Here is a 22,041-nt window from a genome sequence, read left to right on the forward strand (position 1 = left end):
ATTTAGGTGATCACACCATGCTGTCTAAGTAATGCATTCCAGCTATCTATTGAAGTGACTGGTGGACTATCAGCTAATATTCCTCTTAAGCTTAAGTCTTCACATGGTTTCCATTCTGGTGATAAATCTTTATCAACCAAACGTGCACGGACACCTTCTACAAAGTCAGGATGACGAATTTTCCACTCAGAAATCTGAGCTTCTAGATCAAAGACTTCGTCCCAAGAATGTATTTGCTTACCCCATTGCCACAACAACCAAGTAATGGCAGCAGTACTAGGAGATCCTTTTTGCAAGTTCTCACTCGCTTGGCGCAACCAATCACTGCTCGCATCACGTAAGCTCACAATAGCTTGATAATCTTGTTCAAAATTAAAACCGCGGCAAACGCTATGAATCACGTCTAGCGAGTTTTGCAATGGACCTGCCGCAACTGGGCGATGCAAACTATTTAAAGTATCATCAATTGCGCGGAAATCCCCAGCAGGATAATGAGCCCAATTAATATTTAAAACTTTCTGCAAAACATTATCACGCTGTGCTTCACAAATATGTGTTGCCCAGCCAATACTATACGCTCCAGCAGCTGTCATGATCGAACCAGTTAAACCAGTAAACAAACCTACTGGGCCACGATCTGCTAGGAAACGACTCGCCCCAACATCTGGATATAAACCAATATTAATCTCAGGCATTGCTAAACGAGAATATGGGGTCACTAGACGGAATGGTGCTGCCATGAACAGGCCCAAACCACCGCCCATAACGTAGCCTTCGCCCCAAACAACCACGGGTTTAGCGTAATTATGTAAGAGTAAGTCTAAAGCATATTCTTGCTGAAAAAACTTATTCGCAGTATCTACTTCTTGATTAATAACAAGTTGACGTAATTTTCTAACATCACCGCCTGCACAAAAAGCTTTCGGCGTAGTTGAGTCTAACCAAATTGCTTTAACGCTCTCATTATCACGGAAATCTTCAAATACCCGTAATAATGCCGTTACGATTGATTCATCTAAAGCATGCAATGATTTAGGACGATTCAAACGTACTATACGCCAGCCGTTTTTTGCTTCTTCAACCACCAAGTCCGGGTGATAGTTATTTAGATTGGGAGAGTTCATCATGCGTCCAATTGCCAGTCTATGGGCTCAATGCCATGTTGTTTCAAATATTGATTTGTTTTTGAGAACACTTTGCATCCAAAAAAACCACCTCTGTTTGCAGCGAGGGGCGATGGATGTGCAGCGGTTAAAACCAAGTGTTTATCTCTATTTATACGTTGTCCTTTGCGCTGTGCATAAGCACCCCACAAAATAAATACGACATGTTCTCTTTGCTCATTCAGGACATCAATAACTTCATCCGTAAATGCTTCCCAACCCTGCTTTTGATGTGAAGTTGGCTGTCCAGCCTCAACGGTAAGCACGCTGTTCAGTAAAAGCACCCCTTGGTTAGCCCATTTCGTTAAGTCACCATGGCGAGGGGCTGGAATACCCAAATCTGTATGCAATTCATGAAAAATATTACGCAAAGATGGTGGTAATGCAATACCTTTTTGAACAGAGAAACTTAATCCGTTCGCTTGGTTCGGTCCATGATATGGATCTTGTCCCAAAATAACGACTTTCACCTCAGCCAAAGGTGTCGTATTTAGAGCACTAAAGATTTGTTTACTCGGCGGATATATTATTTTTTGTGCTTGCTTCTCTTGAAATAAGAAATCGCGCAAATTATCCATTTGGGGGCTTAACAAAAAAGATGCTAAAGATATTTTCCAGCTTTCTTCTAATTGAACTTTACTGAGTTTATCTTGCTGTTGCTCAGTTAATTGCATTAATGTCATCCTAGATCAATTTTCAATTCTACAAATACAGTAATTCGATTTACACTTCGACTTGTAAATCAACTTGAGGATTATTAAATTTCATCCCTTTTTTCAAGTCTTCATACATTTGCGGATTTACCCACTCTATCTGAATTTGTTCTGAAAAAACAATTCCATCAAGACTTAAAATCCCCATTTGTTCGTTTTGAATATCTTCAATAAAGCTTTGAGCATATCCAGTATCAGTCTCATGAACAATAACTGAATAAACCTCAACATCACCTTCCCCATTTTGAGTGATTGTTGATTGTAAAACTTGCTGAGCTAGATAAAAGAAAATACGAGAGAATTGTTCAGCCGAGGGTGAAACAGGTAAAGAAATCCAGCGAGCACTAAAAGTTTGACAAGCATCAATATATTGAGAATCATCTTTTTCCCAAAAACAGATTGCATGATCAAAGCTGTCGATAAGATCTTTTATTACCCCTTTTAAAAGCCCAAAATCATAAACCATTTGTCCATGATCTAATTTCGAAGCTTTAAGCAATAATTCGACTTTATAACTATGTCCATGAATTGATCGCTTACAACGATCCGATGTACAGTTACGTACAACATGTGCATTTTCAAACTTAAATAACTTGCGAATTAACATGTGCCAAATCGATCATTCCTTCTAGGAACATTATTATAAAGCAAAAGATGAAAACTTCGCACCACTTTTCAATTAGAAACAATTAGCGAAAAGTATGATAAGACTTGTGAAGAAATATTGAAGATAAATATATAGAAAATTTATCTTTATTCTATTTAGTCAAGAGAGAAATTTCTACCCATGACTTTTTAATAAATAATCAAAAAAAATAAATCAAAATTTTTCAACTAGTTAAATGGCGACATATTTCTAGAATAAACATAAACCTGCTTATCATTACGCATTAGCGCACTTGTAAATTGTCTTTTCCTATTATTTAGCACAACCTCAATTTGTGCTTGAAAAAAACTCGACTTTACATCTAACAGGCTATTCACCTCAGTTCTATTTTGAGTATCAACTGTTGAAAAAGCATTCAGTTGCCATAATTCATCAACATTTTGAAAGAATTTTAAATTTTGTTGGCGCATCTGAAGTTCTTTTTCTATCGCTCCTAAATCTAATTTTTGATCCATACTCGCTAAAACTAATGGAGAAGCCGTATTAATATTCACTTTTGTATTTTCGGGTAAAGCAGAAATATAGGGAGCAATTAAATCATATTTCTTCCCGTCAAAACCTCTTACTAACTTCAACTCTTCAATACTGTGAAATTTGGCATTTGAAGTTAAATAGCTAGGATCAAGCCCCTCATAATAACTACTTTCTGCACCCATAGGCCCAGATGGTTCGTCATCTGGATCTTGCCAATCGATGACTGCTTGACTTAATTCTGCTGGCAAGCCTACACGTACAAGTAATCGCTCAAACCAATTTTTAGCAGCTTCGTTTACCTTGCCTTCATTCGTCGTTAAATTGTTTAGGTTAAATTTGCCTGACTCATCTAGTAAACGCCCTGACACTGATCCATCTTCTATAGGAAAAGGTGGCATCGGCTGTGCCCACGTTTCTTTTAAATGATCAACGCCACCAGCATTGTTTGCATCTTGAATTAATAATTCAGAAAAAAAGGCCTCTGCACTTTTAGCATAAAGTAGTGACTGATTTTGACGCATCAAATAGCCAGTATTTGCCATCGTATTAGTTTGATGCTTTGCAATAGAAGCAGCTAAAATTGTAGCCAAAGCAACCATAATTAGAATGGTTAGCAAAGCTATACCTTGCTGATTTTTTTTATAGAATAACATTATTGCACTCCTTGCTTGGAGAGCGATAAATCACCTTGATTTAAACTATAAATCCACTCATAACTTACACCGGCAACTGTGAGTTGTATTTTTATTCCTTTCGGCAGCTTTCTAAATTCTTCAGGTTTTGTGGGGTCAATATTAATTTCTGGCCACTTTGTCACTTCTTGTGGCGTGAGTACCATAATTTGAAATTGCTCAACTTGGCTCAACAGCGTACTTGATAATGGCTGCTCTCTATTTGAAGTATTCAAATTACTATATTTAAGACGATAAAGCTTTTTTTGATCAGGATCATATCGATATTCAATACGCTCAAAAGGTGATAATCCTTGCTTTAAGGGATCCGTAACACCAGCCTTACTAAAGCGAAGAACTTGGTTATCAAGCTCTAAGGCTGGACGTAATTGCCCGCCTTGATTAGCCGATAAAGGTATAATTTGCAATGTATCTCGCAAAACTTGTTGATAAGCATCTTGTAATTCAAATAACTGTACTTCGTGTTGTGCATTACGATCACGGACTTTTAATAAATAATCAAAAATCTTCCAACCCAACAAAGATAGAACAGCAAAAATTGCAATTGCGACTAAAAGCTCAACTAAAGTAAATCCTGAGGCAGGAGTTAATCGAGCACTGCTCGATCGTGCCGTAAGACGAGAAACTGTGTTTCGAATGTGAGAGTCATTAAAGCCACGCTTTGTCTGAGCGCAAGACGAAGAGCTTTGCTCGGAGTAACCCCTCATCATCTGCTCCGATCGTGCAGCAAGATGAGAAGCTGGACTTCTTGAACGAAGATATTTATTTTTTATCATTATTTTGCTTTCATTGGATAATTAAAAAATACCAAGTGGGTAATACCATTTTGAACTTTCCCTTTATCAGAATCATATAAGCTAATTTGCAAATCCACTTTCTGAACATTCGGGCTGACTGTAGATTCAGCAGATTTATCAATCTGCCAGGTTTCACCTTGAGAAGTAACTTGCTTACTTTGAGTACCTTGAAGCCATTCTTGATTTATCTCCATTAAAGCAACTTCATTCATAGCCACAAACTGAGCTTTTGTTCTAAGAATTGCATTTGAGGTAGATTGAGTATATTGCATGGCCACTTTAGTTAACGCGACGGCAGCTACCGCAAAAATTGCTAAAGCTACCATTACTTCTAATAGAGTAAAGCCTTTAGATTTCATTTATTTTACCCAAATGATCAATTTGTATTTCTGAACCAATTGGTTTTTGTTCAAAGTAAAACTGTATTTTAACTGTTTTAGCTTCACCATTTCCAAACCAGATTAACTGCGGAGCCTGCCCGCCAATTAAATCTGTATTCGTAGCTTTTGAATAAGTTTGACCATCTAGAGGTTGTACTGTAAACGATACATGTTTAGGCAATTGGCGCGTAGTAAATTCTGGGTATTTCTGCCAACGGTTTTTTAAATCTTGAACCTGTAGTTTACTCTGATCGTGGTATTCATACAGCTCATAAGAAAATGGAGAAACATCAGTTTCACTCATAGTAGATAGAGCTAAAACACGAGACTGGTCAAGTGACTCTTTACCGATTTTATGTGCATCAAGCAAAAACAACTCTCTTGCTTGCATCGCTTTCTTCTGGTCAACGCCACCTATATTGAGTACAACAAGAGAGGTCATAATCGTCATAATAACAATCACCACCATCACTTCAATGAGGGTAAAACCTTTTTGTGATTTAGGCAGTGATTGAAATTTCATATCGACCTATTAAGCATATTGTTCAACACTTTGTTTAGGTAAGGCTAATGCCTGATCAATATAAGCCACTCTTAAAGTATCTCTTGAACCTAAATAGCGTTGGTAAAAGCTTGAGTTGAGAATAGCTGCTGCACCATGAGTTAACGACCAAATAGATGCCAGATAATCTCGAGTTGTCATATTGCTTTGAATCGATTCTAAATAGTGATCAGTCATGCGAATGATAATTCGTAATCGCTGTTTACGCACTTGATAAAGCTCATTAAAAAGGTGATGCACACCTTGAGCTGTAATCGAAAGTTTTTCCTCAATTTGATGAAATAAAACTGTCCGTTCAGGATGGTGTAAATGATGCAGCATAAAAAAGGCCAAATGTTCTGGAAAGGCTTTTTCAGTATCTTGAACCATTTCGAGTAACATACGTTCATTACGAATAATCAATAGCATGTACAATTCATCTTTACTTTGAAAATGTTTGTACAAAGTTCCTTTTGCTAAATCAAGCTCAGCAGCCAAGACATCAAGTGTCATTCCAGCTTCGCCATTTTCTAGCAATAATTGCTCCGCAACCTGAAATATTAATACTTCTCTTGCTCGGAACTGAGCCTGACGATCCATCTTCACGCAATTACTCTCTTATATAGTTTCTATAACTTAAATCGCTTTTAGCAAGTTCTCAAAATTTTGTGAGGTGATCATTGCAATTTCCTCAACCGATTTATCATATACATCGCTGAGCGCTTTGGCTACATAAGGCACATATTTTGGCTCATTTGTTTTACCGCGATATGGCACAGGTGCTAAATAAGGACTATCTGTTTCAATTAAAAGTCGATCTAGTGGAACTTGTTTAGCTACATCACGCAAGTCTTGTGCATTTTTAAATGACACAATACCTGAAAAAGAAATGTAATAACCACAATCCAGCACAGCTTTAGCAGTTTCCCAATCCTCAGTAAAACAATGCAAAATTCCATGAGTAGAGTTTTCAGCGCGAATAATATCTACCGTATCATGCTTTGCTGAACGTGTATGAACAACGACTGGTTTTTTTACAGTTTTCGAAGCTTGGATATGTCTGGCAAAACATGCCTTTTGCTCTTCAATAAAATCTATACTGTGATAATAATCCAATCCAGTTTCACCCAGAGCCCATACTTTTTCTGATCGAGCTAACTCGATCAAATGTTCAGTTGTTGCACGTGCCATCGTATCCACATCCTCACAAGGATGCACCCCTACCGTATATCCAACATCTTCATGCCTCTTTGCAATTTCTGCTAATGCAATATGGTCATCAAGATCAACGGATATTGCCATAAATTTAGACACGCCTTCAGCTCGTGCTGCAGCGAGCGCAAGGTCCAGATCACCGTTGTAGGGCGTTAAATCTAACATCGTTAAATGGCAATGCGTATCAACAAACACTTTTATATCCTATTTGATTACATAGTATAACTTGGACGGTCTAGAGACATACTACCAGCCAAAACTCTTTCTGCCTCAGCTTTATAGTAAACTCCCTTATCTCCACTTAATTGAATAGCAAAACCTTGGGGTTTAAATCCGCTCTGTTTGTGTGATATCCAAATCACCTTACCAGTAAGAGGAATTTTTTGAGATTGCTCAGGCAAAGTAGCTAAAATGAAAATTTCTTGTCCCATTTTTACTTTTTGTTTTGAGGGTACAAATAGGCCTCCACCTTGTACATATCCCATATAGCTTGCTTGCAAAGTAGCTCTATCAGGAATATTTACCTGAATAATCCCCCCCATTTGCGGCTGCATAATCTTCCCCTTAAATATTCATTAACGTTATAAACAATTGATCTATAATAAGTTGACTTTGTACATTTTGCTCAACAAGCTTTTTCGCTTGTTGTATTTCACTATAAATATTAAATAAGCTTTCTAAGTCGTAATATGGACTCAATTGATCAAAATCTAAATCCGTATTTTTTTGTGGTTGATTTAGCTTGACACAAATTAAATCTCCCAACAAGTACTCAAAAAGTACGATAAAATCGCTAAAACTTAATTCTTTTTGCCATTTTCCCGAGAAAAATAAAGGCATATTTTTTTGAGCTACAATTTTTAGCCAGTCATTTAAGAAAATCTGTCGTTTAGTAAACCAATCACTTTTTGCAATTTCTATTGCTTGTAAAGGCATATCATTAGATAGACCAAGCAATAAATCAGGTTGTACTTCTGCAATTTCAGATAAATGCTCATTCAAATATGAAGTAGCCTGTTCATATGAAATGCGATCTAAAGCAAAGTGCTGCAATCGGCTACGAATAGTGGCTGGTAATTTAAGGTAGTGATCAGCCAATAAAATTAAAACAACACGCTCACCTGGTTCTTCTAAGGTTTTTAATAATGCATTTGAGGATGCTAAGTTAAGAGCTTCAGCAGGCTCAATAAGAATAACTCTCCAGCCCTCTCCAGTTTGTTGCACGAAAGGCAGTAAATCTCGAATCTTTTCGATTTTTATTTTTGCATTTTGCTTTTTATTTTCTTCATCTGTTGTGATATGGACATAATTGGGATGGGTGTCTGATTTTAACCATTGACAGCTGCTACACTCACCACAAGCGCCATGAGACTGCTTATTAAGACAAAGCACCCATGCCAAAAAATGCTTAGCAAAAGCATGTTTCCCACAGCCTTGCTTGCCATAAAATAATAGGCCATGTCCAATATTGGGAAACCTTGTTGTTAAGGTATCCCATGTTGTTTTCTGCCAAGGATAAACCTTTGAGGTTACATTCGGATTCATTAAAAATTAACGCTTATTCAAAAGATTCGACAGGCATATTATTTAAGCGATCGAGATCAGCTTGAGTGTCCACACCAGGTGGTAAATTTGCTTGAGCAACAGCAATCGCAATACGATGTCCATTTTCTAAAACACGCAATTGTTCAAGACTTTCTAACTTTTCAAGCTTACCCATATCCCAGGTCACATATTCTTGCAATAAGCTCACTCGATACGCATATAAACCTAAATGACGAAATGCTTGTGCATGTAAAGTCGGTTCATCATGCTTCGCCCCATCCCGATCGTAAGGGATAGTTGCCCGGCTAAAATATAAAGCTTCATTTTGTTTAGACATGACTACTTTTACAATGCTATCGCGCTGAAATTCATCTAAGGTATGAATAGGCTCACACAACGTCGACATTGAACAATTTGGTTTATCAACCAAAAGTTTTGCAACTTGCTTAACAAGTTGGGCCGGCAATAAAGGTTCATCTCCCTGAACATTTACAATAATGTCATTAGCATCCCAACCTTTAATGCGCGCAACTTCGCTTAATCGGTCTGTTCCTGATGGATGATCAGGACTCGTGAGAACAACATCTACACCATCTGCACGACAAATCTCAGCAATACGTTCATCATCTGTTGCCACACATAGATCATCAAAACCTTCGACTTTTTTGGCTTGATCCACTACACGTAAAATCATAGGACGGTCATGAATAAGCAACAATGGTTTACCTGGCAAACGCGAACTTGAGAAGCGTGCTGGAATGACGATGTGTTTCATTTTTTCTTCCTAAGATAATTGGATATCAAGTTGTTGCAGTTGCTGCGTTAAAACCTGATAACACTTTACAGACAGGATAGCTTTAACAGGAACAACCCAAATAGGCTGTTTAAATTCCGGATTTTTTTCAAGCAATGGTAATAATTTAACCGCATCTTTTTCAGTTGTAATAAGTGGCAGTTCATCATTAAAAATTAAATCATCGATTGAGTAATCATGATGGTCACGAAACGCATGTTCTTGAAATTGTTTCAAGCCTAAATCTTTAAGTGTTTGATAAAAACGCTGCGGAAAGCCAATACCCACCACAGCATGATAATTACTTTGAGGATTAAAACTGTGTTCGAACCTTGGCGAAGGATTGAGTAAATATGGCTGTCCAGTCTCAAGATGCATATTTAATTCTGTAGTTGGTTTATACGCATGTTCAATTACTGTCCCAGCCTCTAAACGCTCAACTGGCTCCCTAAGATATCCTTCAGGTAATAGTTTTTTATTTCCTAAGCCACGATTTTGGTCGAGTACAATCCACTCGATTTGTCGTCCCAGTGCCCAATGCTGCAAACCATCATCACTAATAATTAAATCTACGGATGTTGATGCTAATAAGAGTTCTATTGCAGCCTGCCTATTAGGACCTACTGCCATTGGTACACTTGTCGATTGAACAATTAATGCAGGTTCATCTCCAACCTGAGTTGCTTGAGCACCCGAAGTAACCAACATTGGAAAAGGACCTGTACCACCATACCCACGGCTAATGACCCCAACTTTGACATTATGCTGTTGTAGATAATTCACCAGTTGTATTAATAATGGAGTTTTTCCACTTCCACCCACAGTAATATTACCAATCACCATGACAGGTACAGGTGCCTTATAAACTTTTTTTAAACCCGCAGTATAAAAATTACGATTTAATAGAAACCCAGCACGATACAAACAAGATAATGGGCGTAAGGCAATCAACCAACTCGATTGCTTATTCCATGCATTCTGGATCAGCTGGGCCAATGACATGCTTAGTTATCCTCAAAATTACGCTGATGTAATTGATAATAAGCACCATGTTTTTCAAGAAGCTCTTTATGTGTACCTTGCTCAACAATTTTCCCTTGATCCATCACTACAATACGATCAGCATTTTCAATTGTTGATAACCGGTGTGCAATAACGATCGTTGTACGGTCTTGCATCGCTTCATCAAATGCCTGCTGGATAAAATGTTCAGATTCATTATCGAGAGCACTTGTAGCTTCATCTAAAATTAGAATTGGAGCATTCTTTAAAATTGCTCGAGCAATTGCAATTCGCTGACGCTGACCACCTGATAGGTTTAGACCTTGCGCACCCAAAACAGTGTCATAACCATTTGGCAAATTCATAATGAAGTCATGTGCATAGGCTGCTTTTGCTGCTGCATAGATTTTTTCATCTGATGCGCCTTCCAACTGACCATATGCAATATTTTCACGAACGGTACGGTTAAACAATATAACCTGTTGATTTACCATTGCAATTTGCGTACGCAGACTAGAAAGCTCAATATCATTAATTGGCAAATCATCTAAATAAATTTGTCCACTCGATACTTCTTGAAAACGTACCAACATGTTAACTAATGAACTTTTACCCGCCCCTGAACGACCAACCAATGCCACAGTTTGACCTGGAAGAATATCCAAAGAAAAATCTTTAATAGCTGATACACCATCAGCATAATTTAATGTCACATGATCAAAACGAATTGCACCATTTAATTTAGGCTTCAATTGGCCATTGTTTTGCTCTTCAGGTAAATCTAGTAATTCAAAAACAGAATGAGCTGCTGCTAAACCACGTTGTAACTTTTCATTTACATCAGTCAAGCTTTTAACTGGTTTTGCTAACAGCCCAGCCGCTGTAAGGTAGGCTACAAATTCACCAGCACTTGTAGTGCCTAAAATTTGAGGTCGTAAAGCTAGCCATACGATAAGCGCCATAGCACAAGCCATTACCACCTGAACAACTGGACTATTCAGGTTTTGTACAATCACCATTTTTAAACCACGTTTTAAGTTCTCTTCCGATGACTTATAGAAACGTTTTTGTTCAGATTCTTCACCAGCAAAAGTCTTTACTACAGCATTACCATTAATACTTTCTTGGACAACATGGTTCACATCACCCATCGTATCTTGAACTTGTAACGAAAGCTTTCGCATACGTTTCGAAGCTTTACGTACCAATACACCAATTACTGGTAAAAACACAAAAACGCATAAGGTAAGACGCCAATTGGTATAGAACAGATAGCCTAATAGTCCAATAGTAATCATCCCATCCCTAACAATGGTTCTTAATGATTCCGAAGAAGCAGCTGTTAGCTGTTCAACGTTATACATAATTTTGGCAGTAATATGACCAGATGAATTATCTAAGTAATATTGTGCTGGGAGTCTTAAAAGTTTCGCATAAACTTCCTGACGAATACTAAAAACTAAACTACGGGAAATCACCGCAGTATAGTAGCCGCCCATAAATAGGCCTAAGCCGCGGAAGAATACTAATAAAATAATTAATAATGGGAACCAATCCAAATCTGCTCTACTACTGTTTTGGATTGCATCAATAATAAATTTAATCAATTTAGCAACGGAAACTTCTGTTGCTGAGTTAATACCGAACCCGATAAGTACTAATAAGGCCACGCCCCAATAAGGTTTTAAATAGGCTAAGAGACGCGTATAAACCTTAAAATCTTGATTCACTCAGAAAAACCTCTAGAAGGAACTTTGGTACTAATATTGATGTTAACAAAACCGAGTTGTCCTGCCACATCCATAACGCGAATTACATCCTGATGAGACGCTTTGGCATCCGCAGCAATGATGAACATAAAGTCACGGTGCTCTTGAGCAACTTGCTTAATTACAGTACTCAGATCAGCAACCTCTTTAGATGAAAGCGCTTGACCATTCACAGCATAATGACCAGCAGAGTCTACCACGACTTCAATTTTATGATCGTACTGTTTTGGTGGAACACCTTGTGCATCTGGTAATGTTAAATTGATCCGACTTGGCTGATTAAAAGTGGTCGACAGCAATAAAAAAACCAAAATGAATAGCAAACAGTCAATCATAGGCGTTAAATTGATATGAATGTCTTCAACCTGAGAACGTTTAAATTTCATCTGGCGTCCACCTCTTAACCAACACGGCGATGTTCAGCTACAGACGAAGAACGCTTATAAAACAATGAGGCATGAAATAAGGTCGATTGCTGCTCTAATTCAGCAATATAATCTTGCACCACTCTTTGAAAGTAGCGATAAGCAATTAAAGCAGGAATTGCAATTAACATTCCCACAGCAGTGGTAATTAATGCTTTAGAGATACCTGGTATCATTAAACTTGGACTACCAGCCGATCCAAAATCAATCACAAGAAATGACTCAATAATTCCCACTACAGTACCAAGCAACCCTAAAAGCGGCGCTACAGCACTTAAAGTACCCAAGAAATTAATATTTTTTTCTAAATAGGAAATTTCTTGAGAAGCTGCAACTTCCATTTGCGCGCGAGCAAATTGCTCACCATGTTCGCGATGCTCAAAGCCTGCTTTTAAAATATGTCCCAATGCACTATTTTGCACTTCTACATTTTGTTCTAAACTTTCCACTATATCTTCAGCTCTTAAAGAGCTCTTACCGCTTAATGCTTCGGGTAGAACTTGTGAACGTCTTAACCGAACAAAACGTTCAATACTGATCGCAACAGTTAAAATTGAGCATAGAATTAAAGGCAGCATCAACCAGCCACCCGCTCTCACAAGTTCCCACATATGTTCTTCCCCAAGAATATAAAATTAGAAATACATGACCCAACTGCAAATTATTCTGGCAAGCAAATATTTAAAATGCCATCTAACTCATCCAAGGTATGATAATGAATAACAAGTTTACCCTTACCTTTTTGGTTATGATCAATTTTTACATTAGCGCCAAAACGCTCTGATAGTTTTTGTGTCAATTGCTCAATATCTGGTGCTACAGGCGCTTTTTCCTTTTCCTGCTTAGGCTCACTTCTATCACGCACCAATTGCTCTGTTTGACGAACGGACAATCCTTTCTCAATTACAATTTTAGCAACTTCTAATTGATCTTTACCTTTCAATGTCAAAATTGCTCGAGCGTGCCCCATATCAAGCTGGCCTTGCTGCATGAAATCTTTAATATCATCAGCCAAACTCAACAACCGCAACAGATTACTGACAGTAGTACGTGCTTTACCAACCGTGTCGGCAATTTCCTGATGGCTTAAACCAAATTCATCATGAAAGCGCTGTAGAGCTATTGCTTGATCAATCGGATTTAAATCTTGACGCTGAATGTTTTCAATTAAGGCTAATGCAATTGCAACCTGATCATTTAAATCACGAACAATTGCTGGAATTTCAGTTAAGCCCGCAATTTGTGCTGCACGCCAACGACGTTCACCCGCAATGATTTCAAATGGATGAGCTTCATCATCAACTGGACGGATGACAATAGGCTGCATCACGCCATGTTTTTCAATAGAAGATGCTAACTCTTGTAAATCATGCTCATGAATAAAACGACGTGGTTGATATTCACCACGTTTCAGTAAATTCACATCAACTTGCTTTAACTGTCCGTGGTCTAACGCCTGTGCTTCCAGTTGTAGTTTTTCTTTTTGAATTGAACCAAGTAATGCATCTAAACCACGTCCTTTAGCCAATCCGCGTTTTTTGATGCTCATACTTTACTTCCTTTCTTCACTTTACTTCTCTTTAACATCTCAGCTGCAAGATTTAAGTATGCAACCGCACCTTTAGAACTTTTTTCGAAATAGATAACAGGTAACCCGTGTGCTGGTGCTTCTGCTAAGCGAACATTTCGTGGAACAACAGTATCATAAAGTTTTTTGCCGAAATATTGCTCTAGTTCTGCTGACACATCGCGTGTTAAAGCATTTCGTGCATCGTACATCGTACGTAATACACCAATAATTTCTAAATCAGGATTGAGTGCTTTTTGAATACGATCAATAGTCTGAGTTAAATCAGCCAAACCCTCTAGCGCATAATATTCACATTGCATTGGAATAATGACACTATCTACAGCCGCCAAAGCATTGACAGTAATCAAACTCAAACTTGGAGCACAATCCACAATGATATAGTCAAATGAGTTCCTGATTTCATTCAAAGCGTTCTTTAGAATGAATTCACGACCTTCCTGCTCTGCTATAGCGAGCTCTACACCTGAAAGCTCACGATTGGAGCCTAGAACTTTATATCCAACTTCTGCTTTTTGAATGGCTGTTTCAATTGGAACTTCGCCAAGAAGAACATCTGTAATTGAATACAAAAGATCGTTCTTTTGAATACCAGACCCCATCGTAGCATTACCTTGTGAGTCCATATCTACAAGTAATACACGTTTTTTTAATACAGCTAGAGACGCTGCAAGATTTACTGCAGTCGTTGTTTTACCAACACCACCCTTTTGGTTTGCAATCGCAATAATTTGAGCCATGGTAACCTTAATACTTTTTATTTAGATACGTTGAAGTAAAAGTAAATGACGTTGTTCATCAAGTCTTGGTACGCGCAGTTCAATCACTTTACATGAAAAGTCCTGCTTGAGCTGCTCAATTTCCTCAACTGGCACTACACCTTTCATCGCTGCGATTATACTGCTCTGATGAAGATATGGCTGAGCTGCATCTACAAAGTCCGTTAAAGAAGCAAAAGCTCGACTTGTTATGACGTCAAACTGGCCAAGCTCATCAATTGTATCTTGATTCTCAACACGTGTTTGTACTGCCACAACATTACTCAATTTAAGATCAGCAATAAATTGCTTCAAAAAACGAATTTTTTTACCATTAGAATCTAAAAGAACACATTGGCGTTGAGGCTGACAAAGAGCAATAATCATGCCAGGCATACCACCACCTGTACCCACATCAAGTAGTCTACCTTCAGGTAAGTCATTTAAAATACTTAGACTATCCAACAAATGCTTCACTAACATTTCTTTCGGATCACGAATTGCTGTCAGATTATATGCTTTATTCCAAAGTACCAAAGCATCTTGATATTTTAACAATAATGCCAAAGCTTCATCGCTAAGCGATAAACCTAATTTTTGACTACCCTGTTGTAACTCTTGAAAAAACGGATGCATAAACAGATAACATCTAAGTAAAATTTAAAACAAAGTATACCCATTTATGCATCGTGGAACACTAGTTAACGATTAGGGATTACACACTTAATCGTAGAAGCCTTCACGAATTTGCAAATCTAGCTCCATTAAGCGCCCAGGTGTTCCCACATCTACCCATGCACCTTTAAGTTTTTCACCAGATATTTTTTGATTATGCATCGCTTGCTTCAATAGTGGGGCTAAAGGACGTTTGCCAGATTCCAATCCATCAAAAAGCTTAGGATGGATAACAGATACCCCACTAAAAGTGAGGTTCTCACCCGTTACATCTTGATCAAATGTAAAAGCGCGCCCATCGAATAATGTAAAGTCACCTTCAGGATGCTGTTTAGGGTTATCAACCAACACAAGATGTGCTAAATCGTCATTTAACTTAATATGGCGTAGACCTTCAAAATCCATTGTGGTCCACACATCCCCATTCACCAGAATAAACGGATCTGTTCCAAGCAGTGGTAAAGCATTAATAATTCCACCCGCTGTTTCTAAACCTTCATCTTCTCGTGTCCAACGGATATCCACACCAAATTGAGAACCATCGCCTAAGCTACTGATGAGTTTATCGGCCAACCATGCAGAATTGATGACGATTTCGGTCACACCAATTTTCTTAAGTTTTTCAATATGCCACACAATAAGCGGCTTACCACCTACTTCAAGCAGAGGCTTTGGTGTATATAGCGTAAGTGGACGCATACGATTGCCCAAACCAGCAGCAAGAATCATTGCCTTCATTATGCTACTACCTCGTAGTTACCATATTTCTCGATAAATTTAGGCATCACTATGTCATTTATAAATACCATAAACTCATCAAGTTCAGCATAACCACGACTTTCTTCGAGTAAATACCACATGACACGTGGTAAATCTTTTAAATAACCTGATTTACCATCGCGCTCAAACAGACGCACAAAAATGCCAAGAATTTTAATATGGCGTTGAATAGCCATTAAATCTGCATCACGCTTGAACTGTTCAAAACTACGGTTTTGTTTGGCAGACTCAGGCAATAAGTCATAAAAGACTCTAAACCATTGGTAAACATGCTCTGCATTCCATTGAACATATGCATCACGAGTAATCGAAATTAAGTCATATGTATCAGCACCAATAACAGCATCTTGGAAGTCGATTACTCCAAGCTCTAGTTCATTTTCAATTTTCATCAGATTACGACTGTGAAAATCTCGATGTACAATCACTTGTGGTTGGGCTACTGCGGTACGAGCCAAGAAATCAAATGCATCATCAATCGTTTTTTTCTGCTCAGCAGTCGGCTGAATAGCAAGTGATGGCAACATCCAGTCTGTAAGCAACTGCATTTCCGACATTAATTTTTCGTAAGAATAAGCTGGAAACTGATTAGTGCCATCAATAGATTGCAATTGAATAAGTTGTTTAAAACTTTGTTCATAGTATTTATCAACTGTTTCATCATTTAATAATGTAGACAACAGCACATCACCAAAATCTTCCAATAACAGAAAACCTTGAGCCAAATCTTTCGCGACGATCTGCGGTACGCGTACGCCATGGCCTGCAAAAAATTCGTCAATGGTCACAAACGGAACACAGTCTTCTTTTTCTGGAGGGGCATCCATGAGCATATACGTTTTATTTTGTAACTGGATACGCGCATAACGGCGGAAGCTTGCATCACCTGCTAAAAAAGCGATCTTAAATTGATCACTTTCAAGAACAGATGTAAGCCATGTATATATCAATTGTTCACGTTGTGTATTCATTTGCAATAAAATCTAAAACAAGCTGAGATTTTTGAAGGGTTAAGTGTAGCCACTTATAAACTTTTTCTCTATCATGCGACAATAATTAATTGTGAATTAGCATACTTGGTTAATGAGACAATGAAGCATCAGTTTAAATTTAATCCTTTAGCGACAGCTATTTTTACGCTCTTATGTGGCTCCATACAATCAAGTTATGCTGAGTCAGCTGATGTTGTCTCCAATATAGACAATAATCAACTTAAAGCGAGCATCAAAGAAGCCTACCCAGGTCAAGAATTCTTTCAACAGTATTATGTTGATAAATCTGCACCTGAGGCACAGCTTCGTGACAATAAATATTTAAGCTCGGCATTTTGCCAAGGTACTTGGGTTACACCGATTAACCCAGAGACCAAAGCCTTAGATGCCGATAAGACGACTTCTGTCGTTACGGCTAATTACGGACATTATAATCCTGCTGGTGACTCTGTTTTAGAAGGCGACGTCGTTATTGATCAGGAAGGACGTACAGTTCGTGCTGACAAGGTTACGATTGATAAGACCCAAACCTTCGCACACGCACAAGGCCGAGTACAACTCGCTCAAGGCGGGTTACTTTCACAGAGTGACGAAATTAATTACAACCTAAAAAACCAGACTGGTCATTTAGAAAATAGTTTTTATATTTCTGAACAACAACATGCTCATGGTCACGCAGGGAAAATCGAAAGGACATCACCAAATGTCATGGTTCTTAACGATGCTACCTACTCGACTTGTCCACCGGGTCAAAAACCAGGTTGGAAAATTCAGGCAAATAAAATCGAGTTAAATCAGGAAACTGGACGTGGTACAACCCACGGAACAAAACTATATGTTAAAGATGTTCCAGTTCTAGCAATTCCCTACTTTAACTTCCCAATTGATGATCGCCGAACTACAGGTATTCTCAATCCTCAGTTTGGTTTCTCAAACGATGGTGGTGTTGAGCTTTCTGTTCCGGTTTATTTAAACCTTGCACCTAACTATGATCTGACACTTACTCCGCGCTATTTAGCAGACCGCGGTGCAATGTTAAAAGGTGACTTTAGATATTTAACCGATGGTTTTGGTGCGGGTGAAATGTGGGGTGGCATGTTGCCATCTGACAAAGAATATGATGATAAAGATCGTAAAGATTTCCATTTCTTACATAACTGGAATATCAACGATCAATGGTCGACTAATCTAGAATATAACTATGCTTCAGATAAAGACTATTTCTCAGACTTAGATAGCAGTCCTAACTCTAAAACAGACTTAAACTTACGTAGAGCATGGGAACTAAACTACCAACATGGTATTCCGGGTTTAAAAGCTCAGCTTAAAGTCGAAGATTTCCAGACACTTGACCCTGATATTGCCGATGTTGATAAGCCTTATGCACGTTTGCCACAATTCTTATTGAATTATGTGACGGGTAATCCATTAGGCTTACAATACGAATTCAATAACGATACCGCATACTTCAAGAAATCAATTAATGATGATTCTGCTCAAGAAAGTAGTGGTACACGTATCTACAACCAGTTTGCAACACGCTACAATTACCGCACACCAGCAGCATTTGTAATACCTGAAGTTTCTGTACGCTCTATTCAAACATTCTATGATAAGGACAGTATTGCATCTCAAGGTCTAGATGGTGGTTCAGAGAATAAATCAGTCGTTGTACCTCAATTTACACTGGACACTGGGCTTAATTTTGAACGTGAAGGCAAGTATTTACAAACGCTTACCCCTCGCGCATTTTATGCCTATGCTCCATACAAAGACCAAAGCAGCTATCCAAACTTTGACTCAACTTCAGCATCAGTAAGTTACGATCAATTATTTAACCCTTACCGTTTCTATGGACATGACCGTCTGGAAGACAACAACTTTCTATCACTTGGCGTAAGTTATAGCCTTTTTGACACAGTAGGCTTAGAACGTTTACGTGCGAGTGTTGGTCAAAGTTATTATTTTGAAGATCGCCGTGTGACATTAAAACAACAAGACGAGATTGATACCGAAAGCAATACTGGTCCAGTTGTAAGTTTAACAAGCCAATTAAACCAAAATTTCACAATCGCAGCCAACTCAGCATGGATGTCTAATGGTGATAACGCTCAGCGTGATTTCCAAGTTTATTATACTGGAGATAAAGGAAATCTTTATAACTTAGGCTATTTCTATCGTAAAGATATTGCAGGACGTCAAGACACCTACGATCAGGTTGTTGCATCGTTTATACAACCAGTTAAAGACAATTGGCGTATTATGGGCCACGTACAATATGACATGGACAATGATGTTGCCCGCGAAATCTTATTAGGGGTTAACTATGAGTCATGTTGCTGGGGCATTTCTGTCTATGGTCGCTCATACTATAACGATCTAGATGATCCAAAATCTCCAGATGTTAGTGAAAAACGTGCCATTATGGCCGAAATTACACTAAAAGGTTTAGGTGGTTTAAACAATAAACTCGCGTCTTTACTTGAAAATCGCGTTTTAGGTTTTAACAAAATTAATCAATCTTGGACACAACGTTAATGAAGACAAAGCATCTTAAACAGTTTTTTAAAGCAACTACCCTTGCTGCCCTAATCTCTTCATCAATGCATAGTTTTGCCCAACCCGCTGATGAAGTTGTGGCAATTGTGGACAATAGCGTAATTTTAAAAAGTGATCTTCAACAAGGGATGGCTGAAGCCGCTCACGAACTACAAGCACAAAAAAAAGAGGTTCCACCTCAGCAATATTTACAATTTCAGGTGTTAGATCAACTCATCTTGCGTGAGGCACAACTTGAACAGGTTAAAAAATATGGCATCAAACCTGATGAAAAAAGCTTAAATGAAGCAGTCTTAAAAGTAGCCAGTCAATCTGGAAGTAAAAGTTTAGAAGCTTTCCAGCAAAAGTTGGATGCTATGGCACCAGGAACTTATGAAAGTTTACGTGGCCGAATCGCTGAGGATTTAGCGATTAGCCGTTTGCGCCAACAACAAGTCATGTCCCGTATTAAAATTAGTGACCAAGACGTAGAAAACTTCTTGAAATCACCTCAGGGACAAGCTGCTTTAGGCAACCAAGCACACGTAATTCATATGCGTATTACTGGTGATAATCCGCAGGAAGTTCAATCTGTAGCTCAAGAAGTACGTTCGAAGCTTGCACAAAGTAATGATATAAACGCATTGAAAAAGCTTTCAACTGCAAATGCAAAAGTTGATGGGGCTGACATGGGATTCCGCCCACTTTCAGATATTCCTGCCGAACTTGCAGCACGTATTACTCCATTACAAGAAGGTCAAACAACCGACTTAATTTCAGTACGTGATGGTGTGCATGTCTTAAAGCTTATTGAACGCAAACAAAATGAGCAAAAAGCTTTAGTACCTCAATATCAAACTCGCCACATTCTCATTCAACCATCTGAAGTGGTTAGCCTTGAAAATGCCAAGCAAATTATTGATAACATCTATAAACGCTTAAAAGCTGGCGATGATTTTGCAACTCTTGCAGCGACCTATTCAAATGATACCGGCTCTGCGCGTGATGGCGGCAGTTTAGGCTGGGTAACTCCAGGCATGATGGTGCCTGAATTTGACAAAAAAATGCAGGAAATTCCTGTAGGTGAAATCAGCGAACCATTCCAGACTCAATTCGGGTGGCATATCTTACAAGTAACTGAAAAACGTGAAAAAGATATGACTCATGAATATCAAGAACGTATGGCACGTCAAATCTTAGGTGAACGTCAATTTAATACCGAAATCGACAGTTGGCTGCGTGAAGTGCGTGCGAATGCTTATGTAGAAATTAAAGATCCAAGTCTAGACAAAAAGAACTTACAAAAGTAAGTCTTTTGTCTTCATTAAAACCTGCGTTCATCGCAGGTTTTTTTATGAATAAAATTTACTTAATAAAAAAACCGGCTATATAAATAACCGGTTTTTTTAAATTAAACCCTAATGGGAATTATTTATAACGATCAACCATTTTCTCTAAAGAAATTGGACGAATCTTGTCAGCATTTCCAGCTGTACCAAATGCTTCATAACGATCGATACAAATTTGCTTCATTGTATCAACTGTTTTAGCAAAGTATTTGCGTGGATCAAACTCAGATGGATTCTCTGCCATAAACTGACGAATTGCACCAGTTGAAGCTAAACGTAAATCAGTATCAATGTTGATTTTACGTACACCATGTTTAATCGCTTCTACAAGCTGCTCAACAGGTACACCATAAGTTTCGCCGATATTACCGCCGAACTCATTGATTACCTTTAACCATTCTTGTGGAACAGAACTCGAACCATGCATTACAAGGTGAGTATTTGGTAATGCCGCATGAATTTCTTTAATACGGTCAATTGCCAAGATATCGCCTGTAGGTGGACGCGTAAATTTATACGCACCGTGTGAAGTACCAACTGCAATTGCTAGTGCATCAACATTTGTATCAGCAACGAACTGAGTCGCTTCTTCAACAGAAGTTAAAAGTTGTGAATGGTCAAGTACACCTTCTGCACCAACACCATCTTCTTCACCAGCCATACCAGTTTCAAGGCTACCTAAACAGCCAATCTCACCTTCGACAGAAACACCACATGCATGTGCTAAAGCAACTACATTACGAGTTACATCAACGTTGTACTCGTAAGATGTAGGTGTTTTACCGTCTACACCTAATGAACCGTCCATCATTACTGAGCTAAAACCAAGCTGAATTGAACGCTGACAGATATCAGGGCTTGTACCATGGTCTTGGTGCATTACCACTGGAATATGTGGCCATTCTTCAATTGCAGCCAAAATAAGATGGCGTAAGAATGGAGCGCCTGCATATTTGCGAGCTCCAGCTGATGCTTGAACAATTACAGGTGAATTGGTTGCATCCGCGGCAAGCATGATTGCGCGCATTTGTTCTAAGTTATTTACGTTAAATGCTGGTACGCCGTAGTTATGTTCAGCAGCGTGATCCAAGAGCTGGCGCATTGAAATGAGTGCCATAATATCCTCCCAGGTAGTGCGGGTTATTCTACCCTTTCATTTATTTCAATTCAGCAACAAATCACAGT

The 22,041-nt window shown here is 38.4% G+C and carries 24 protein-coding genes; 2 read left to right on the plus strand and 22 right to left on the minus strand.

What is annotated here, in order from left to right; translation table 11 throughout:
- Positions 1-2: 2 nt before the first annotated feature.
- From MMY79_RS10780 to MMY79_RS10880, 21 genes are all read right to left on the minus strand, one after another.
- The gene (locus tag MMY79_RS10780; RefSeq protein WP_252608356.1) at positions 3-1,127 is read right to left on the minus strand and encodes an enoyl-CoA hydratase/isomerase family protein; all 1,125 of its coding nucleotides are present in this window, start codon (positions 1,125-1,127) and stop codon (positions 3-5) included.
- Positions 1,124-1,837, minus strand: coding sequence for a uracil-DNA glycosylase (ung, locus tag MMY79_RS10785; protein ID WP_252608359.1), 714 nt, complete (start codon positions 1,835-1,837; stop codon positions 1,124-1,126). Before ung ends, MMY79_RS10780 begins: the two co-directional genes overlap by 4 nt.
- A 49-nt stretch (positions 1,838-1,886) precedes the next feature.
- Positions 1,887-2,483, minus strand: coding sequence for a 6-carboxytetrahydropterin synthase (locus MMY79_RS10790; RefSeq protein ID WP_252608361.1), 597 nt, complete (start codon positions 2,481-2,483; stop codon positions 1,887-1,889).
- A gap of 227 nt (positions 2,484-2,710) precedes the next feature.
- The gene (gspK, locus tag MMY79_RS10795) at positions 2,711-3,670 is read right to left on the minus strand and encodes a type II secretion system minor pseudopilin GspK (protein ID WP_252608363.1); all 960 of its coding nucleotides are present in this window, start codon (positions 3,668-3,670) and stop codon (positions 2,711-2,713) included.
- The gene (gene gspJ / locus MMY79_RS10800) at positions 3,670-4,485 is read right to left on the minus strand and encodes a type II secretion system minor pseudopilin GspJ (RefSeq protein ID WP_252608365.1); all 816 of its coding nucleotides are present in this window, start codon (positions 4,483-4,485) and stop codon (positions 3,670-3,672) included. The genes gspK and gspJ overlap by 1 nt, the downstream gene beginning before the upstream one ends.
- Positions 4,485-4,865 carry a type II secretion system minor pseudopilin GspI gene (gene gspI / locus MMY79_RS10805; RefSeq protein ID WP_004792732.1) on the minus strand — a complete coding sequence of 127 codons (381 nt, stop codon included), beginning with the start codon at positions 4,863-4,865 and terminating at the stop codon, positions 4,485-4,487. Before gspI ends, gspJ begins: the two co-directional genes overlap by 1 nt.
- Complete coding sequence (locus tag MMY79_RS10810; RefSeq protein WP_252608367.1) at positions 4,855-5,409, minus strand: type II secretion system protein; 555 nt, start codon at positions 5,407-5,409, stop codon at positions 4,855-4,857. The genes gspI and MMY79_RS10810 overlap by 11 nt, the downstream gene beginning before the upstream one ends.
- Before the next feature lie 9 nt (positions 5,410-5,418).
- Positions 5,419-6,027 (minus strand): TetR/AcrR family transcriptional regulator, encoded by a 609-nt coding sequence (locus tag MMY79_RS10815; RefSeq protein WP_016138305.1) that lies wholly within the window; start codon positions 6,025-6,027, stop codon positions 5,419-5,421.
- Between the two features lie 36 nt (positions 6,028-6,063).
- A complete protein-coding gene (locus tag MMY79_RS10820; RefSeq protein WP_252608369.1) occupies positions 6,064-6,837 on the minus strand; it encodes a TatD family hydrolase in 774 nt (257 codons plus the stop codon).
- 17 nt (positions 6,838-6,854) lie between these two features.
- Positions 6,855-7,196, minus strand: a complete 342-nt coding sequence (locus MMY79_RS10825) for a PilZ domain-containing protein (protein WP_009387057.1) — start codon at positions 7,194-7,196, stop codon at positions 6,855-6,857.
- Positions 7,197-7,206: 10 nt separating this feature from the next.
- Positions 7,207-8,187, minus strand: coding sequence for a DNA polymerase III subunit delta' (locus tag MMY79_RS10830; RefSeq protein ID WP_252608371.1), 981 nt, complete (start codon positions 8,185-8,187; stop codon positions 7,207-7,209).
- A 13-nt stretch (positions 8,188-8,200) separates the two neighbouring features.
- Entirely contained in the window at positions 8,201-8,962 is a 762-nt protein-coding gene (gene kdsB, locus MMY79_RS10835; protein ID WP_252608373.1) for a 3-deoxy-manno-octulosonate cytidylyltransferase, read from the minus strand.
- A gap of 9 nt (positions 8,963-8,971) precedes the next feature.
- Complete coding sequence (gene lpxK / locus MMY79_RS10840) at positions 8,972-9,982, minus strand: tetraacyldisaccharide 4'-kinase (protein ID WP_252608375.1); 1,011 nt, start codon at positions 9,980-9,982, stop codon at positions 8,972-8,974.
- A 2-nt stretch (positions 9,983-9,984) separates the two neighbouring features.
- The gene (gene msbA, locus MMY79_RS10845; protein ID WP_252608378.1) at positions 9,985-11,712 is read right to left on the minus strand and encodes a lipid A export permease/ATP-binding protein MsbA; all 1,728 of its coding nucleotides are present in this window, start codon (positions 11,710-11,712) and stop codon (positions 9,985-9,987) included.
- Entirely contained in the window at positions 11,709-12,137 is a 429-nt protein-coding gene (locus tag MMY79_RS10850) for a biopolymer transporter ExbD (protein WP_252608380.1), read from the minus strand. Before MMY79_RS10850 ends, msbA begins: the two co-directional genes overlap by 4 nt.
- A gap of 14 nt (positions 12,138-12,151) precedes the next feature.
- Entirely contained in the window at positions 12,152-12,787 is a 636-nt protein-coding gene (locus tag MMY79_RS10855; RefSeq protein WP_013198088.1) for a MotA/TolQ/ExbB proton channel family protein, read from the minus strand.
- Positions 12,788-12,837: 50 nt separating this feature from the next.
- Positions 12,838-13,725, minus strand: coding sequence for a ParB/RepB/Spo0J family partition protein (locus MMY79_RS10860; RefSeq protein WP_016138313.1), 888 nt, complete (start codon positions 13,723-13,725; stop codon positions 12,838-12,840).
- A complete protein-coding gene (locus MMY79_RS10865; protein WP_003651453.1) occupies positions 13,722-14,504 on the minus strand; it encodes a ParA family protein in 783 nt (260 codons plus the stop codon). The genes MMY79_RS10860 and MMY79_RS10865 overlap by 4 nt, the downstream gene beginning before the upstream one ends.
- 21 nt (positions 14,505-14,525) lie before the next feature.
- Positions 14,526-15,158: a 16S rRNA (guanine(527)-N(7))-methyltransferase RsmG gene (gene rsmG, locus MMY79_RS10870; protein WP_003651451.1), complete on the minus strand. Its 633-nt coding sequence runs from the start codon at positions 15,156-15,158 to the stop codon at positions 14,526-14,528.
- 87 nt (positions 15,159-15,245) lie between these two features.
- Positions 15,246-15,935, minus strand: coding sequence for an N-acetylmuramate alpha-1-phosphate uridylyltransferase MurU (gene murU, locus MMY79_RS10875; protein WP_252608381.1), 690 nt, complete (start codon positions 15,933-15,935; stop codon positions 15,246-15,248).
- On the minus strand, positions 15,935-16,948 hold the full coding sequence (locus MMY79_RS10880; RefSeq protein ID WP_252608382.1) for a phosphotransferase: 1,014 nt from the start codon (positions 16,946-16,948) through the stop codon (positions 15,935-15,937). Before MMY79_RS10880 ends, murU begins: the two co-directional genes overlap by 1 nt.
- A 120-nt stretch (positions 16,949-17,068) precedes the next feature.
- Here MMY79_RS10880 and MMY79_RS10885 point away from each other — a divergent pair, with 120 nt between their 5' ends.
- Positions 17,069-19,507, plus strand: coding sequence for an LPS-assembly protein LptD (locus tag MMY79_RS10885; protein ID WP_252608383.1), 2,439 nt, complete (start codon positions 17,069-17,071; stop codon positions 19,505-19,507).
- Complete coding sequence (locus tag MMY79_RS10890) at positions 19,507-20,817, plus strand: peptidylprolyl isomerase (protein ID WP_252608384.1); 1,311 nt, start codon at positions 19,507-19,509, stop codon at positions 20,815-20,817. Before MMY79_RS10885 ends, MMY79_RS10890 begins: the two co-directional genes overlap by 1 nt.
- 118 nt (positions 20,818-20,935) lie before the next feature.
- On the opposite strand, the gene fba is transcribed toward MMY79_RS10890, so the two are convergent.
- Entirely contained in the window at positions 20,936-21,973 is a 1,038-nt protein-coding gene (gene fba / locus MMY79_RS10895; RefSeq protein ID WP_003651441.1) for a class II fructose-bisphosphate aldolase, read from the minus strand.
- Positions 21,974-22,041 lie beyond the last annotated feature (68 nt).

The sequence above is a fragment of the Acinetobacter sp. XS-4 genome (genome assembly GCF_023920705.1).
GTDB lineage: Bacteria > Pseudomonadota > Gammaproteobacteria > Pseudomonadales > Moraxellaceae > Acinetobacter.